The sequence below is a fragment of the Caulobacter sp. GW821-FHT09B08 genome, assembly GCF_059418225.1.
Genome location: NZ_JBWKPL010000002.1, coordinates 140,501 through 154,900, shown reverse-complemented (window position 1 = coordinate 154,900; position 14,400 = coordinate 140,501). Strand labels below are relative to the sequence as shown.

General features: G+C 67.8%; 16 protein-coding genes. 8 read left to right on the top strand and 8 right to left on the bottom strand.

The genetic code is table 11. The features are described from left to right. Positions 1-50: 50 nt before the first annotated feature. The 4 genes from AC07OA_RS07075 to AC07OA_RS07060 all read left to right on the top strand — a co-directional run bounded on the left by AC07OA_RS07075 (position 51) and on the right by AC07OA_RS07060 (position 2,489). Entirely contained in the window at positions 51-959 is a 909-nt protein-coding gene (locus AC07OA_RS07075; protein ID WP_494663085.1) for an alpha/beta hydrolase, read from the top strand. Continuing rightward, complete coding sequence (locus AC07OA_RS07070; RefSeq protein WP_494663084.1) at positions 956-1,411, top strand: YaiI/YqxD family protein; 456 nt, start codon at positions 956-958, stop codon at positions 1,409-1,411. Before AC07OA_RS07075 ends, AC07OA_RS07070 begins: the two co-directional genes overlap by 4 nt. Further along, a complete protein-coding gene (gene arfB, locus AC07OA_RS07065) occupies positions 1,408-1,830 on the top strand; it encodes an alternative ribosome rescue aminoacyl-tRNA hydrolase ArfB (RefSeq protein WP_494663083.1) in 423 nt (140 codons plus the stop codon). Before AC07OA_RS07070 ends, arfB begins: the two co-directional genes overlap by 4 nt. Positions 1,831-1,979: 149 nt before the next feature. Then, a complete protein-coding gene (locus AC07OA_RS07060; RefSeq protein ID WP_494663082.1) occupies positions 1,980-2,489 on the top strand; it encodes a GNAT family N-acetyltransferase in 510 nt (169 codons plus the stop codon). Positions 2,490-2,499: 10 nt separating this feature from the next. Here AC07OA_RS07060 and AC07OA_RS07055 read toward each other — a convergent pair whose 3' ends face one another. From AC07OA_RS07055 to AC07OA_RS07045, 3 genes are all read right to left on the bottom strand, one after another. After that, on the bottom strand, positions 2,500-3,024 hold the full coding sequence (locus tag AC07OA_RS07055; protein ID WP_494663081.1) for a MarR family winged helix-turn-helix transcriptional regulator: 525 nt from the start codon (positions 3,022-3,024) through the stop codon (positions 2,500-2,502). Positions 3,025-3,281: 257 nt separating this feature from the next. After that, entirely contained in the window at positions 3,282-3,515 is a 234-nt protein-coding gene (locus tag AC07OA_RS07050; protein WP_494663080.1) for a hypothetical protein, read from the bottom strand. Between the two features lie 34 nt (positions 3,516-3,549). Next, entirely contained in the window at positions 3,550-4,035 is a 486-nt protein-coding gene (locus tag AC07OA_RS07045; protein WP_494663079.1) for a GcrA family cell cycle regulator, read from the bottom strand. A gap of 290 nt (positions 4,036-4,325) precedes the next feature. On the opposite strand from AC07OA_RS07045, the gene AC07OA_RS07040 reads away from it, so the two are divergent. Genes AC07OA_RS07040 through AC07OA_RS07030 form a run of 3 tightly spaced genes read left to right on the top strand, consistent with a single transcriptional unit; the run spans position 4,326 to position 5,554 of the window. Further along, on the top strand, positions 4,326-4,823 hold the full coding sequence (locus AC07OA_RS07040) for a c-type cytochrome (protein WP_494663078.1): 498 nt from the start codon (positions 4,326-4,328) through the stop codon (positions 4,821-4,823). 12 nt (positions 4,824-4,835) lie between these two features. After that, entirely contained in the window at positions 4,836-5,204 is a 369-nt protein-coding gene (locus AC07OA_RS07035; RefSeq protein WP_494663077.1) for a nuclear transport factor 2 family protein, read from the top strand. Further along, positions 5,201-5,554 (top strand): nuclear transport factor 2 family protein, encoded by a 354-nt coding sequence (locus AC07OA_RS07030; protein ID WP_494663076.1) that lies wholly within the window; start codon positions 5,201-5,203, stop codon positions 5,552-5,554. Before AC07OA_RS07035 ends, AC07OA_RS07030 begins: the two co-directional genes overlap by 4 nt. Before the next feature lie 7 nt (positions 5,555-5,561). Here the strand turns inward: AC07OA_RS07030 and AC07OA_RS07025 are convergent, their stop codons facing one another. The 5 genes from AC07OA_RS07025 to AC07OA_RS07005 all read right to left on the bottom strand — a co-directional run bounded on the left by AC07OA_RS07025 (position 5,562) and on the right by AC07OA_RS07005 (position 13,892). Beyond that, positions 5,562-7,916: a thiamine pyrophosphate-binding protein gene (locus AC07OA_RS07025; protein WP_494663075.1), complete on the bottom strand. Its 2,355-nt coding sequence runs from the start codon at positions 7,914-7,916 to the stop codon at positions 5,562-5,564. Positions 7,917-7,931: 15 nt separating this feature from the next. After that, on the bottom strand, positions 7,932-11,075 hold the full coding sequence (locus tag AC07OA_RS07020) for an efflux RND transporter permease subunit (RefSeq protein WP_494663074.1): 3,144 nt from the start codon (positions 11,073-11,075) through the stop codon (positions 7,932-7,934). Beyond that, on the bottom strand, positions 11,075-12,199 hold the full coding sequence (locus AC07OA_RS07015) for an efflux RND transporter periplasmic adaptor subunit (RefSeq protein ID WP_494663073.1): 1,125 nt from the start codon (positions 12,197-12,199) through the stop codon (positions 11,075-11,077). The genes AC07OA_RS07020 and AC07OA_RS07015 overlap by 1 nt, the downstream gene beginning before the upstream one ends. Before the next feature lie 119 nt (positions 12,200-12,318). Next, entirely contained in the window at positions 12,319-13,008 is a 690-nt protein-coding gene (locus AC07OA_RS07010; protein ID WP_494663072.1) for a hypothetical protein, read from the bottom strand. A gap of 107 nt (positions 13,009-13,115) precedes the next feature. Next, complete coding sequence (locus AC07OA_RS07005; protein ID WP_494663071.1) at positions 13,116-13,892, bottom strand: class II aldolase/adducin family protein; 777 nt, start codon at positions 13,890-13,892, stop codon at positions 13,116-13,118. 205 nt (positions 13,893-14,097) lie between these two features. Here AC07OA_RS07005 and AC07OA_RS07000 point away from each other — a divergent pair, with 205 nt between their 5' ends. Further along, positions 14,098-14,301 carry an SHOCT domain-containing protein gene (locus AC07OA_RS07000; RefSeq protein ID WP_494663070.1) on the top strand — a complete coding sequence of 68 codons (204 nt, stop codon included), beginning with the start codon at positions 14,098-14,100 and terminating at the stop codon, positions 14,299-14,301. Positions 14,302-14,400: the final 99 nt, after the last annotated feature.

Here is a 14,400-nt window from a genome sequence, read left to right as displayed (position 1 = left end):
CTATGCCGGTTAAGCCTTCCACGCCCACCGGCCCAGGCGAGGACCGACCGATGAACGCGCCCCTGACCAGCGTCTTCGCCGAACGGGTGGCCGGCGCCCATCGCTTCGGGCTCGAACGCGTCCGACGAGCGGTGCGCTTCGCCATCGCCCACCGCGACCGCAAGCTTCCGCGTCTGGCCCAAATCCGTAACCTCGACTACCCGGCCGCCAGTGGAAAGCGCGCCGCCCGTCTCTACGTGCCGATGGACGCCCCCGCTACGGGCCCGGCCATTCTGTTCTTCCACGGCGGCGGCTTCGTGATCTCCGACATCGAGACCCACGACGCGCTCTGCCACCGCCTGGCCCACGCCGCCGGCGTGCGCGTGGTGTCGGCCGGCTATGGCCTGGCGCCGGAACATGCCTTTCCCTCTCAGATCGACGACGCCCGCGCGGCCCTGGCCTGGCTGCGCAAGCAGGCCGCCGAGCTGGGGATCGACGCCGACCGCCTGGCCGTGGCGGGCGACAGCGCCGGAGCCTACCTGGCCGCCACGGTCGCGGCCGAGGCCAACGCCGCCCGTCCCGGCGCGGTGCGGGCCCAGGGCTTCTTCTCGCCCCTGGTCCACCTGGACGACAAGGTCTGGGCCCAGACCCTGCTGCGCGACGCCCGCCTGATCGGCCGCCTGGCCGTGGCCTATATCAACGCCCAACTGGCCAACGCCCACGCGCCGTCGCTGCTGGATACCGTCACGCCGTCGACGCCGCCCACCTTCCTGGCGACCGGGACCTTGCTGGACCCGGTCCATCCGGACGCCCAGCGCTACGCCGCGGCCCTGTCGGCGGCGGGGGTCGCGGTCGAGTTCAGGGAATATCCGGGCCAGGCCCACGGCTTCGTCAACTTCACCCACGTCCTGCCCGTGGCGGTCGAAGCCGTCTCGACGCTTGGCGCCCAACTGGGGAAGGCGCTACGAGACGGTCCATGACCGTTCTTTACATCGACGCCGACGCCTGCCCCGTGAAGGACGAGGTCTACAAGGTCGCCGCCCGCTATGGCCTGAAGACCTTCGTGGTCTCCAACAGCTGGATCCGCGTGCCCCAGACCCCGGCCATCGAGCAGATCGTGGTCGACGCCGGTCCGGACATCGCCGACGACTGGATCGCCGAGCGCGCCGGTCCGGGCGACGTGGTGATCACCAACGACATCCCTCTGGCCGACCGAGTTTTGAAGGCCGGCGGCCAGGCCCTGGGCGCCAACGGTCGGCCGTTCACGCCGGACTCCATCGGCTCGGCCCTGGCCTCTCGGATGATCGGCGAGCACCTGCGCTCGATGGGCGAGGTCACGCGCGGCCCGCAGGCCTTCGGCCCCGCCGACCGCTCGCGCTTCCTGCAGGCGCTCGACCAGGCCGTGGTCAAGGCCAGGCGCGTGGTCCAATGATCGAAATCACCCACTGGCTGCGCATCGAGGACGAGGAGATCGTCGAGAAGGCGACCCGCGCCTCGGGCCCTGGCGGCCAGCACGTCAACAAGACCAGCACGGCGATCGAGCTGCGGTTCGACGTCCGCAACTCCCCCACCCTGCCCGAGGACGTGAAGACCCGGCTGGAGGCTCTCGCCGGCAGCCGCCTGACCCAGGACGGGGTGATCGTCCTGTTCGCTCAGGGCAGCCGGTCGCAGGAGATGAACCGTCAGGAGGCGCGCGAACGGCTGATCGAACTGATCCTGCGCGCCACCGAGAAGCCGAAACCGAGACGCCCGACCAAGCCCACCTATGCCAGCAAGCTCAAGCGGCTGCAGACCAAGGGCAAGCGGTCGGGCGTGAAAGCCTTGCGGGGCAAGCCGCGTGGCGACGACTGAGCATCTGCTTCGACCGGCATTGAGCGGCGCGCCGATATACAACTGATGCGATACTATTAACCTCTGGACAATCCTTGCGGAAGCCATCCACATAGGCGTTGAAGCGCTAGTGGCGGAGGGTGGTCCCCATGTGCCTTTCAGTACGTCAGATGACGGAGTCCGAGGTCGATCTGATCATCGACTATTTTCACGCATCGACGCCCGAGCATCTCGAGCTGATCGGCGTCGATCCCGCGCGACTTCCAGATCCCCAGTCTTGGCGCAGCTACTACGCGGCGACCTTCCGGCAACCGGTCGAGACGCGCGAGACCCTGCTGCTGACCTGGCTGGACGACGACCGTCCCGTGGGCTTCTCGAGCGCCGACAAGATCGCCTATGGCGACCACGCCCACATGCACCTGCACGTCACCGCGCCGGCCGACCGTCGGCGTGGCCTTGGGGTCGAGGCGGTCAAGCACAGCGTCGCGCTCTACTTCGAGCAGCTGAAGCTGAAGCGGCTGTTCTGCGAGCCCCACGCCTTCAACGCCGCGCCCAACCGCACCCTGCCCTCGGCCGGCTTCCGCTATCTGAAGACGCACATGACCACGCCGGGGCCGCTGAACTTCCGGCAGCCGGTCGCGCGCTGGGTGATCACCCAGCCGCGACGGGCCGACGCTTGAAGGCGTAGTCCTAGCCGTGCTTCCAGGCGGGCGTGACCGGACCCGGACCGTACGACAGCACCTCGTGCTTCCACTCCGGCTCGGAGATCAGCCCGCCCAGGATCTTCTTCAGATAATGGGCGAGGTTGTTCTGCTCTTCCTCGGTGAGCTCGGAGCAGACTTCCTGATTGATCGGCTGGATGTCCTCGCGGATACGGCCCAGGATCGCCTGACCTTCCGCCGTCAGACGAACCACCACCTTGCGACGGTCCGAGGCCTGGGTGCCGCGCTCGACCAGGCCGTCGCGGATCAGTCCGTCGATGGAGCGGGTCAGTGTGGTGCGGTCGGCAGCGGACAGCCGCGCCAGACGCGTCATCGAACACTCGCCGAAACTGGCCAGCGACGCCAACGCCACCCACTTGGGAAAGGTGATCCCATGCTGCGCGATGCAATCGGCCGCCAAGGCGCGCCGATGTTGTTCAGTCTGATACATCAGATAGCTGACATAGGTCGGTAGCGGCAAACCGCGGCCCTCCCCCTGCTTCTGCTCTGACATGGTTCCCCCCACGCCAAATGGCGCGCCTTCATCTCACACGCGAGAGCCACACACAATCACGGCTCCGCCCGACGCGCGCGAATGTGCGCGTTTGCATGCTTTTGGAACTCGACGCCGTTCCCCCTGGCGTGAACGACAACGAACGCCGTTCGACGATGGCTAACGCCACGCCAACCATGTGGTTCCAGACGAAACGAGCCCCGCGAACAAGTTCGCGGGGCTCGTGCGTTTCCTGAGCATCCGAGGTCTGGCGCGGATCAGGCCGCCCGGTTGGAGATCACGTCGGGGATGGTGGCGTTGCGGGCGCGGGCCCGGCTCAACCAATCGTCGGGGTAGGTCTCGCGCACGACGATCGACTTGAACTGCCCCACCGGGATGTGGGTGCGCTCGCCGGGGTTCAGGTCGCGCGACACCGAGTGACCGGCGAACTCCTCGATGATGGTGATCACCTGGCTGCTGCCGGCGGCGTTTTCGATCAAGACCATGTTCATTGTCGTCGTCCCGGCTTGGGTTTGATTTCAGCGATCAGGCGGTGTGGAGTTCGCGGGCCGGGCGGACGCCCCAGGCCTTGATCTCGGAGGACGAAGCCAGCTTGCGGAAGGCGCCGCGGGCATGGTCGTCGCAGTACGATCCGCGGGCGGTCTTTTCGCGACCGCAGAAGCCGAAGTCGTGGGAGTCGGGATTGCCGATCGGCCAGCGGCAGGAGTGGGTCTCGAGACCCAGGATGTTGGAGGTGGGCTCCATCTCGACCACCTCGACCAGCCGCAGCGCGGGGCGCGGGGTCTGGACGGTTTCGCGGACGACGCGAGCGCGGGGTTGAGGGCGGGTGGTGGTGCGCGCCGCGCTGCGCTGGCGGGCGGAGACATCGCGGACCGTGATCCCCAGGCGGTGCACCTTGCCGATCACCGCGCTGCGGCTGATGCCGCCCAACTGGCGGGCGACCTGACTGGCGCTCATGCCCTCCATCCACAGCTTACGGAGGGTCGCGGTGCGCTCTTCGTTCCAGTCCATGACGTGTTCTTCTTACCCGGCGCCGGAGCAGCCCCTCCGGCGCTTTCTGGGTACTTTTATGGTTAATTCCGGTCAATTTTTTATGTGCATACCCACGGTTTGTAATCGGTCATTTTGCTTTTACATTCTGTGGGATAACGCGCGTTGTCGCAGGGCGTTCGCCGAAAGGTGGCGAGACCTTGACCAGATAACGACGTTATATATTGGATGCGGAGCCCATATCTGGGCCAGAAAATGAATGCGGCGCCGCGCCGCACAGCTTGCGGCATAATGTCAGTCGGGGACTTGTAATGCGTCAGTTTCACATCGCCTTGGCGGCGGTTCTTTGCGTCTCCCTGGCCGGCTGTTCGAAGCCGAAGGAGACGACTTCGGACTCCGTCACGGCGACCCCGGTCGCGCCCCCGCCGACCGACGCCGAGAAACAGGCCCTGCTGGCCGCCCTCCCCGCCCCCTACAACACCGGCGACCTGCTGAACGGTCAGAGCAAGTTCGCCCTCTGCCGCTCGTGCCACACCATCACCCAGGGCGGCCCCAACCTGATCGGCCCCAACCTCTATGGCGTGTTCGGCCGCAAGGCGGGCAGCCTGGCCGGCTACAAGTACTCGCCCGCGGTCGCCGCCGCCGGCTTCGACTGGGACGCCGAGCACCTGGACAAGTGGCTGGACAACCCGCGCGGCTTCATGCCCGGCACCAAGATGACCTTCGCCGGCCTGCACGATCCGAAGGACCGCGTGGACCTGATCGCCTATCTTAAGGTCGAGACCGGCTACAAGCCCCCCAAGGGCTGAATTGGGGCAACCATGGAAGACGCGCACGCGCTGCTGACCAGGGTCTACGAAGCCTACAACCGGCGCGACTTCGCCGCCTTCTCGGCGTTCCTGACGCCTGACGTCGACTGGCCCAACCAGGTCGAAGGCGGACGGCTGGTCGGCTCCGAAGCCGTCGGCGCCTATTGGGCCCGCAACGACAAGCTGATCACGATCGACATCGCCGTGGTCGACTTCATCGACCTGCCCGACGGCCGGGTCGTCGCCGAGGCCAACCAGATCGTCCGCAACCTGGCCGGCCAGGTGTGGTCCGACACCTGCGTGCGCCACACCTTCACGCTGCGCGACGGCCTGGTCGCCAGGCTCGACGCCGAGACCGTGGACAAGGCGTCCAGGTCGTGACCGCCGCCGGCGACCTCATCGTCCGCTATTACGACGCGCTGGGACGCCGCGACCTCGAGGCGGTCATGGCGCTGATGCACCCCCAAGCCCGCTTCGATGACTTCCTGGACGGCGGCGAGATCGCCGGCCCGGACGCCGTTCGGGCGTTCTTCCAGAAGCTGTTCGAGACCCTCGCGCCGGACTTCGACCTGATCGACGCCGAGCTGCAGCCGGACGGCCGGATCCGCGCGGAGATGCAGGTGGCCACTCACGACAGCTCCGGCCACCTGTGGTCCGACACCCGCAGCTACGCCCTCTATGCCGTGGTGGACGGCCGGATCCAGAGCATCGAACTGCAGCCCGTCGCCTGAACCGGCGTCAGACCAGCAGGTCGGCGCAGGCGTCGAGGATGGCGTCCGCGTCCAGGCGGTACTTGGCGTAGAGGTCCGACAGGTCGCCCGACTGACCGAAGGTTTCCAGGCCCAGGGCCCGCAGCCGCATGCCGCGCACCGAGCCCAGCCAGGACAGGGTCGCCGGCGCGCCGTCGATCACGGTCACCAGGCCCGCCTCGCGCGACAGCGGGGCCAGCAGGGTCTCGATGGTCGAAACGCGCGTCCCGTCTCCGGTCCAGCGCGAGCGGCCCGCCTGCGTCCAGTCGCGATGCAGGACGTCCGCCGAGGTGACGGCCAGCAGGCCCGCGCCGGGCTCGTCCTCGAGCACCGCCTCGAAGGCGGCCAGGGCCTCGGGCGCCAGGGCGCCGCTGTAGACGATGGCCAAGCGCGCGCCCGGCGCCGGCGGCCGCAGCCAGTAGGCGCCATCGACCACGCCCTGACGCCAGGCGTCGTCAGTGCGTTCGGGCTGGGCGATCACCCGGGTCGACAGACGCAGATAGGTCGAGGCGCCCTCCTCGGCCTGGATCTGGCCGAAGGCGTGGGCCATCAGCACGGCGGTCTCGTCGGCGAAGGCCGGTTCGTAGCTGTCCAACCCCGGCTGGCTCATGCCGATCAGGGGCGAGCCGATCGACTGGTGCGCGCCGCCTTCGGGGGCGAGAGTCAGTCCTGATGGTGTTGCGACCAACAGGAACCGGGCGTCCTGGTAACAGGCGTAGTTCAGGGCGTCCAAGCCCCGGGCGATGAAGGGATCGTACAGGGTGCCGACCGGGAACAGCCGCTCGCCGAACAGCGGCGCGGTCAGGCCCAGGGCCGCCAGGGCGATGAAGAGGTTGTTCTCGGCGATGCCCAGTTCGACGTGCTGGCCGGTCTCGGCCTTGGACCAGACCTGAGCCGACGGGATGCGCCGGCGCTTGAAGACGTCGTCATGGGCCCGGCGCTGGAACACGCCGCGCCGGTTCACGAAGCCGCCGAGATTGGTCGAGACGGTGACGTCCGGCGAAGTGGTCACCACCCGGCCGGCGAACTCGTCGTCGCGACGAGCGATCTCGAACATCACCTTGCCGAACGCCGCCTGGGTGGACTGCTCGCCCCCACCCAGCACGGGAACCAGCAGTTCGTCTGCGGTGGGGATAACGATACCGGGCGCGACATGCTCGCGCTCGACCTGGGCCGCGAACGGCGCGCGGGCGACCAGGCCTTTCAGCGCCGTGTGCTCGGCCGCCGACAGACCCGACAGCGCGTCCCACTCCTCGCCCTCGACCACGCCCAGCCGGCCGCGCAGCTCGGCGATCTGGGTCTCGGTCATCAGGCCGGCGTGGTTGTCCTTGTGCCCCTGGAACGGCAGGCGCAGGCCCTTGACGGTGTAGGCGATGAAGAACCGAGGCGCGTCGTCTTGGCTGGCCCGCTCGAAGGCCTCCAGGATGGTCTCCATACAGTGGCCGCCCAGCTCGGTCATCAGCTCGCCGAGGGCAACGTCCTTGTAGGCCGCGATCAGCTTCAGGGCGTCGGCGTCGGCCGCCAGGTCGGCGCTCAGCCGCTCGCGCCAGGCCGCGCCACCCTGGTAGCTGAGGGCCGCGTAGAGGTCGTTGGGGGCGGTCTCGATCCACTGCCGCAGCGCCTCGCCGCCGGGCTTGGCGAAGGCCTCGCGCTGGCGCTTGGACCACTTCAGGGTCTCGACGGTCCAGCCGGCGGCCTCGAAGATCTCGCCGTAGCGGGTGAACATCCGGTCCTGGGTGGTCGCGTCCAGGCTCTGGCGATTGTAGTCGACGATCCACCAGGTGTTGCGGATGTCGTGCTTGCAGGCCTCGATCAGGGCTTCGTAGATGTTGCCCTCGTCCAGCTCGGCGTCGCCCAGCAGCGAGATCATCCGCCCCATGCGCTCGGGCTTCACCGCGCCGCGCGCCGCCAGATAGTCCTGGCTCAGCGAGGCGAAGGCGGTCATGGCCACGCCCAGGCCCACCGAGCCGGTCGAGAAATCGACGTCGTCGGTGTCCTTGGTGCGCGAGGGATAGGACTGCGCGCCGCCCAGGGCGCGGAAGGCCTTCAGCTTCTCCAGGCTCTGACGGCCGAACAGATGCTGGATGGCGTGGAACACCGGGCTGGCGTGCGGCTTGACCGCCACGCGGTCCTGCGGCCGCAGCGCCTTCATGTAGAGCGCGGTCATCAGGGTGGTCATCGAGGCGCACGAGGCCTGGTGGCCGCCCACCTTCAGGCCATCACGGCTTTCGCGCAGATGGTTGGCGTTGTGGATCGTCCACGAGGCCAGCCAGAGAATGCGTTCCTCGATGCGCCGCAGGAGCGCAAGCTCCTGCCGCTTCGCCGCCAGAATGGCTTCAGCCATGCTTCCTCACCCGGTTCAGACGGGTGAGGCTTGCCCCTCACCACTCTTCTCGCGGGCTTCATACTCTTCGATCTGCCGCGCCGTCCACTCCGGTGACTTCGTGAAGCGGGCCAGCAGGTTGTAGAACACCGGCACGACGAACAGGGTCAGCAGGGTGGCGAAGATCGCGCCGGTGAAGATCACCGCCCCGATCGTCTTGCGGCTGCCCGCCCCCGCGCCGGTCCACAGCATCAGCGGCAAGGCGCCCATGGCGGCCGAGATCGAGGTCATGATGATCGGACGCAGGCGCAGGGCCGCCGCCTCGATCACCGCCTCGCGGACCTTCAGACCCTCGTCGCGCAGCTGGTTGGCGAACTCGACGATCAGGATTCCGTTCTTGGCCGCGATGCCGACCAGGATGATTAGGCCGATCTGGCTGTAGGTGTTGATGGTCGAGCCGGTGATCAGCAGGCCGAACAGCCCGCCCAGCGCCGCCAGGGGCACGGTCAGCATGATCACGGCCGGGTGGATCCAGCTTTCGAACTGGGCCGCCAGCACCAGGAAGACCAGCAGCAGGGCCAGGCCGAACGCCAGGCCGACGGCACCGGAGGCTTCCAGATAGTCCTTGGCTTGGCCGCCCCACTTGACGCTGACGCCGGGGGTCGGATGGGCCTGGGCCTGGTCCTGGAAGAACTTCACCGCGTCGGCCACCGTATAGCCGGGGTTCAACTGGGTGGTCAGGGTCACCGAGCGCAGGCGGTCCACACGCGGACGATCGGGAATGTCGCCGCGCAGCTGGGTTGTCACCACGGTCGACAGCGGCACCAGGGCGCCCGAGGCAGTGCGCACCTGCAGGCGGTTCAGGTCCTCGACGCTGCGGCGCTGGTCGAGATTGGTCTGCAGAATGACGTCGTATTCCTGGCCAGTCTTGATGTAGGTCGTGGCCTTGCGCGAGCCGAACATGGTCTCCAGGGCCCGCCCGATCGACTGGGCCGAGATGCCCAGGCTGGCGGCCTTGTCACGGTCGATCTGCACCGACAGACGCGGTGAGGTCGGCTCGTAGTCGAGACGCGGACGCGACAGGCCTGGATTGTCCTGGGCGGCCTCGAGGATCGGTTTCATCCAGCCGGCCAGCTGGACGTAGTCGTTGCCCACGGCGATCAGGTCGACATTGGTGCCGCCCCCGCCACCACCGCCGCCGCCCCGCTGGAACGCGCCGCGCACCGAGGCCACCGCGCGGACGCTGGTGATCTTGGACAGGCTCTTGTTCAGCTCGGCGGCCACATCGTCGGCCGACTTGTCCCGCTCGCCCCAGGGCTTGAGCGCGATGACGCCGTTGCCGGTGTTGAACTGGTTCTGGTTGAAGCGCGGCACGGCGATGATCGTCCGCTCGGCGACGCCGTCCTGCCGGTACTTGTCGATGATCTTCTCGACCCTGTCGGCCACCTTGACGGTAGCGTCGAAGCCGCTGCCCTCGGGGCCGTTGATCGAGATGTCCACCCGGCCACGGTCCTCGGCGGGCACCAGCTCCTGCGGCAGCAGCGCGAACAGGCCGCCGGCGCAGACGGCCAGCACCAGCACCGAAAGGCCGGTGACCAGGGTGGCCGAACCCTTGCCGAGCAAGGCCTCCAGCGAGTGGCGGTAGCTGTCCTTGAGCGCTTCCATGGCGCGGTCGACGCGACTGGACAGCCAGTTGCTCTTAGCCGACTTCAGCAGCTTGGAGGCCATCATCGGCGACAGGCTGAGCGCCAGCAGGGCCGAGAAGCCCACGGCCGCGGCGATGGCCACGGCCAGCTCGACGAACAGACGGCCGATATAGCCCGGCAGGAACATCAGCGGAGCGAACACCGAGATCAGCACGACGGTGGTGGCCACAACCGCGAAGAACACCTGACGGGTGCCGCGCAGGGCCGCCACCGGAGCCGGCTCGCCCTCGTCCACCCGACGCTGGATGTTCTCGACCACGACGATGGCGTCGTCGACCACCAGGCCGACGGCCAGCACCAGGGCCAGCAGGGTCAGCAGGTTCAGCGAGAAGCCCAGCGGGGCCAGGACGGTGAAGGTCGACAGAATGCAGATCGGCGCGACGATCGACGGGATCAGGGCCGAACGCCAGCTGCCCAGGAACAGCAGGTTCACCAGGGCGACCAGGGCGATCGAGATGCCCATGGTGACCCAGACCTCGTGGATCGCCTCGGCGGTGAACACCGAGTTGTCGATGGCCACGATCATCTTGGTCCCTGCGGGCAGGGTCTGGTTGATCGTCTCGACTTCCTTACGCACGGCGTCGGAGATGGCGACGTCGTTGGCCTGCGACTGGCGGGTCAAGGCGATGCCCACCTGGGGCACGCCGTTGCCTCGGAACAGCTTGCGACGCTCGTCGGGTCCCTCTTCCACCCGCGCCACGTCGCCCAGGCGCACCACGAACCCGTCGGCATTGCCCGCGCGCAGCGGCAGCTTCAGGAAGTCCTCGGGCTTGGAATAGGAGCGGCTGACCCGGATGGTGAAGTCCTTGGAGGCGCTCTCCAGCGAACCGGCCGGCAGTTCGATGTTCTGGGCGTTCAGCGCGGTCTCGACGTCGTCGACCGTCACACCGCGCGCCGCCATGGCGTCCGCGTCCAGCCAGATGCGCATGGCGTACAGCGGCGCGCCGTAGAGGTTTGCCTGGGCCACGCCGGGGATCGTCGACATCCGCTCGACCAGATAGCGGTCGGCGTAGTCGGCCAGCTGCAGGGTGCTGAGCGAGGTCGAGGTCAGGTTGAGAATGATGATCGGCGAGCTGTCGGCGTTAGCCTTGGCGATCTGCGGCGGGTCGGCCTGATCGGGCAGGTTGGCGGCCACGCGGCTGACCGCGTCGCGCACGTCGTTGGCCGCCGCGTCCAGGTCGCGGTCCAGGGTGAAGGTGATGGTGATCTGCGAGCGGCCGTCGCGCGAGGACGAGTTGACCCGGTCGATGCCCTGGATGCCGGCGACCTGGCGCTCGATGATCTGGGTGATCCGCTCTTCGATGACCTCGGCCGAGGCGCCGGTATAGGTCGTCGAGATCGACACCACGGGCGGATCGACGCTGGGCAGCTCGCGGATCGGCAGGGCCTTGAACGCGGCCAGGCCGACCACGCAGAGGATGATCGCGGCGACCGCGGCGAAGACCGGGCGGCGAACGGAAAGGTCGGAAAGCATCAGCCGGCCTTCTGCTTGTGACCATCCTTGCCGGCCTGGGCCTTGTCACCCTTGCCGCCAGGATTGACCGGCGCGCCGTCCTGCACGCGGTTGAGGCCGTCGCCGACGATCTTGTCCCCGGCCTTCAGGCCCGAGGTGATCTCGACGAAGCCGTCGGCGGTCAGGCCGGTCTGCACCGCCGTGCGGCGCGCGACCTGGCCCTTGGGCCCCTTGGCGATCAGATAGACCGAAGCCTGATTGCCGTCGAACTGGATGGCGGCCTCGGGCACGGCCACGCCCTGGCGCTGACCCTGGTCGATGCCGACCTTGATCATCATGCCGGGCTTGAGGCGGCCGCCGGCGTTGGGGAATTCGGCCCGGGCCTTGAGGGCGCGGGTGGTCGGATCGATCCGGGTGTCGATCTGGGCGATGTGGCCGGTGAAGACCTCGCCCGGCAAGGCGTCCGGCTTGGCGGTGATGGCCAGGCCCTCGCGCAGGATCGGCAGGTAGCGGTCCGGCACCGAGAAATCGACCCGGATCACCGAGGTGTCGTCCAGGGTGACGATCGCGGTGCCGGGGCTGATCAGGGCGCCGGGCGCGATATCGGTGATGCCAACCCGGCCGGCGAACGGCGCGCGGATCACCTTGTCCAGCTTCTGGGCGCTGGCGGCGGCCAGGGCCGCGCGGGCGGTGTCGCGCGCGGCCAGATACTGCTCGGCCGAGGCGCGCGGGGCGATGCCGCGATCGGCCAGGGTCTTCCAGCGGGTGTATTCGCGTTCGGCCTGGGCCAGCTGGGCCTGGGCCTCGGCGATGCCGGCCGTCTCCTGGTCGGCCTTCAGCTCGACCAGGACCTGCCCCTTGGAGACCGCCTGGCCGTCGCGGAAGTGCACGGCGGTGATCAGTTCGGCGGTGTTGGAGGTGATGGTCACCGACTGCAGGCCCTTGGCCACGCCCAGGACCTCGACGCGATCGGTGAAGGCGCGCGGCTGAACCACGACCTGCGAGACCGCCGTCGCGCGTCCGCCACCGCCCTGCCCGCCCGCGCCGGGAGCCTTGCCGCCGAAGGCCAGCTTGAGACCGCCGGCCACCAGCATCAGCAGCACGGCGACCACCGCCGCGACGAGGAAGAAATGTCTGCGGATCACGAAAAGCTCCGGGCGCCGAGGAGAGTCGGCCTAGCTAAGCAGAATGCGGCTCATTAGCCGTCTGCCCTAGCCTGCGTCCAGTGACACGCGGATGACCGAATATTACAGTTCCGAAACAGTCAGAACCGCCGCCACACCGCCAATACCGGTCCATGATCGGCGGGCGTCTCGCGGCCGGACACCGCCCGCCGCCACCCGGCCTGCAGGCTCCACGCGCCCAGGTCGCGAACGACCGAGACTTCGCCCTTGCTCCAACGTGAACGGACGGGTTGGGAATCCGCCTGGCCGGCATAGGACTGGACCAGGACAAGCCAGTTGGTTTTGGGCCTGAGGCCGAATGTGAAGTCGGCCCGGGTCTCGTCGGCCAGGCCGCTTCGCTTGAGGCGAGCCACCTGCAGTTCGGCGAAAACCGGAGCGCCCCGCCACTCCCGCGAGGTTCCCGCCAGCAGCCGCGCCTCCAGATCGGTGTCGCCCTGCCCCGGCGCGGCGTAGCCGGCGTTGCGCCCGACCCCATCCTTGGCCGCGCCCAGATAGAGGCTGATGACCGAGCGATCCGTGCGGACCACCGCGTAACGCAGGCACAGCTCGATCGGCCCGCGCCCGTCGTAGTCCACGAAGCGGTCATGCCCCCGGGTCAGCGCCGCCTTGGTCTGCAGGGTGAGCCGGTCGGTCAGGCCGTATTCGCCATAGAGCGACAGCGTCTGGTCACGGCGCGGATCGATGTCGACCTCCACGCCGTCAGGATCGAACCCCGTGTCGGCCTTCTGGTCCTCGTATTTGAGGATCACCTGTCCTTCGCCCTGCTTCATCGGCCATGCGCCGGCCAGGGCATCGTCTGGTGAGGCGAGCAACGCCCAAAAGAAAGCCGCCGCGACCCCGAGGATCGCGACGGCGTTTCGTTTTCGACGTTTCGGCGTCAATCCGCGTAGCCGGGGGACTCCCGGTCGAGTTTGCGCAGGTTGCCGGGCCACGCCAGGCCCGCGATCATGCCCAGGCCCATGCCGGTCTGGCTGCGGACCTCGGCCTGAGCCGCGTCGGGCGCTTCCAGCACGCCATCGAGGCCGGCGCTGAGCGCCATCACCTGCTGGGCGCAGGCGCGCTCCAAGTAGAACATGCTCAGCCAGCATTCGGCCGCCGTCATGCCCACGGAGAGGGTGCCGTGGTTACGCAGCATCATCAGCTTTTTCTCGCCGAGGTCGGCCACCAGGCGTTCCCGTTCGTCAAGGTTGAGAGCGATACCTTCATAGTCGTGATACGACAGCTGTGGCAATACAATTAGAGCGTGTTGCGACAACGGCATCAGGCCCGCCTTGTGAGCCGACACAGCCACGCCCTGGTCGGTGTGCAGGTGCATGACGAAATGGGCGTCCTCCCGCGCGGCGTGGATCGCCGAGTGGATCGTGAAGCCCGCCGGATTGATGAAGTACGGGGTCTTGTCGATGACGTTGCCGTCCAGATCGACCTTGACCAGCATCGAGGCGGTCATCTCGCCGAAGAACATGCCGTAGGGGTTGATCAGGAAGTGGTGCTCGGGTCCCGGAATGCGAGCCGAGATGTGGGTGAAGATCATGTCGTCCCAGCCGTGCACGGCGACCAGGCGATAGAGGGCGGCAAGGTCGACGCGAGCCTTCCACTCGGCTTCGCTGACCCGGTCCTTCACGGAAGCTTCGATTTGAGTCGCGCCGTCGGCCATGGCGGATCCTCCTAGGTTATCGTTGTTAGGTTTGAGGGTCGCGCCGCGTGGACCCGGCGTCAAGCGACTCCCGCTGAAACCGGTCCAAAGCCGATCAGGTCATTTCCGGAGAACTTGTCGGGATTTCCCCCTCGCATGGCGAGGTTCCCCCGATGGCCAGTCCGATCGGCCATGGCCAAGGTCTATCCGCCCAGGAGGATCGGCCATGAAGACCATCTCAGCTTTCGCGCTCGGCCTGACGCTCGTCATTGGAGGCTCCTCTCTGACGGCTTGCGGCAGCAGCAACACCACGGCGGTGGAGACCTCGACCACCGGACAGCAGCTCGTGGACCTCAAGAAGGCGCTCGACGAGGGCGTGATCACCAAGTCCGAATACGAGCACAAGCGTAAGGAAATTCTCAGGAAGTAACGGTTGCTCCGCGTTCGCGACGCTTGACCTCGACGCCGGGGAGCCTATGCCCGGCGTCGATGTCCCCGCCGCGCGTTCGACGCCGCCGGGAACGATCAC

Coding starts and splice junctions, on each gene's coding strand:
- AC07OA_RS07075 (WP_494663085.1), top strand. CDS start 51: ATGAACGCGCCCCTGACCAGCGTCTTCGCCGAACGGGTGGCCGGCGCC.
- AC07OA_RS07070 (WP_494663084.1), top strand. CDS start 956: ATGACCGTTCTTTACATCGACGCCGACGCCTGCCCCGTGAAGGACGAG.
- arfB (WP_494663083.1), top strand. CDS start 1,408: ATGATCGAAATCACCCACTGGCTGCGCATCGAGGACGAGGAGATCGTC.
- AC07OA_RS07060 (WP_494663082.1), top strand. CDS start 1,980: ATGACGGAGTCCGAGGTCGATCTGATCATCGACTATTTTCACGCATCG.
- AC07OA_RS07055 (WP_494663081.1), bottom strand. CDS start 3,024: ATGTCAGAGCAGAAGCAGGGGGAGGGCCGCGGTTTGCCGCTACCGACC.
- AC07OA_RS07050 (WP_494663080.1), bottom strand. CDS start 3,515: ATGAACATGGTCTTGATCGAAAACGCCGCCGGCAGCAGCCAGGTGATC.
- AC07OA_RS07045 (WP_494663079.1), bottom strand. CDS start 4,035: ATGGACTGGAACGAAGAGCGCACCGCGACCCTCCGTAAGCTGTGGATG.
- AC07OA_RS07040 (WP_494663078.1), top strand. CDS start 4,326: ATGCGTCAGTTTCACATCGCCTTGGCGGCGGTTCTTTGCGTCTCCCTG.
- AC07OA_RS07035 (WP_494663077.1), top strand. CDS start 4,836: ATGGAAGACGCGCACGCGCTGCTGACCAGGGTCTACGAAGCCTACAAC.
- AC07OA_RS07025 (WP_494663075.1), bottom strand. CDS start 7,916: ATGGCTGAAGCCATTCTGGCGGCGAAGCGGCAGGAGCTTGCGCTCCTG.
- AC07OA_RS07020 (WP_494663074.1), bottom strand. CDS start 11,075: ATGCTTTCCGACCTTTCCGTTCGCCGCCCGGTCTTCGCCGCGGTCGCC.
- AC07OA_RS07010 (WP_494663072.1), bottom strand. CDS start 13,008: ATGAAGCAGGGCGAAGGACAGGTGATCCTCAAATACGAGGACCAGAAG.
- AC07OA_RS07005 (WP_494663071.1), bottom strand. CDS start 13,892: ATGGCCGACGGCGCGACTCAAATCGAAGCTTCCGTGAAGGACCGGGTC.
- AC07OA_RS07000 (WP_494663070.1), top strand. CDS start 14,098: ATGAAGACCATCTCAGCTTTCGCGCTCGGCCTGACGCTCGTCATTGGA.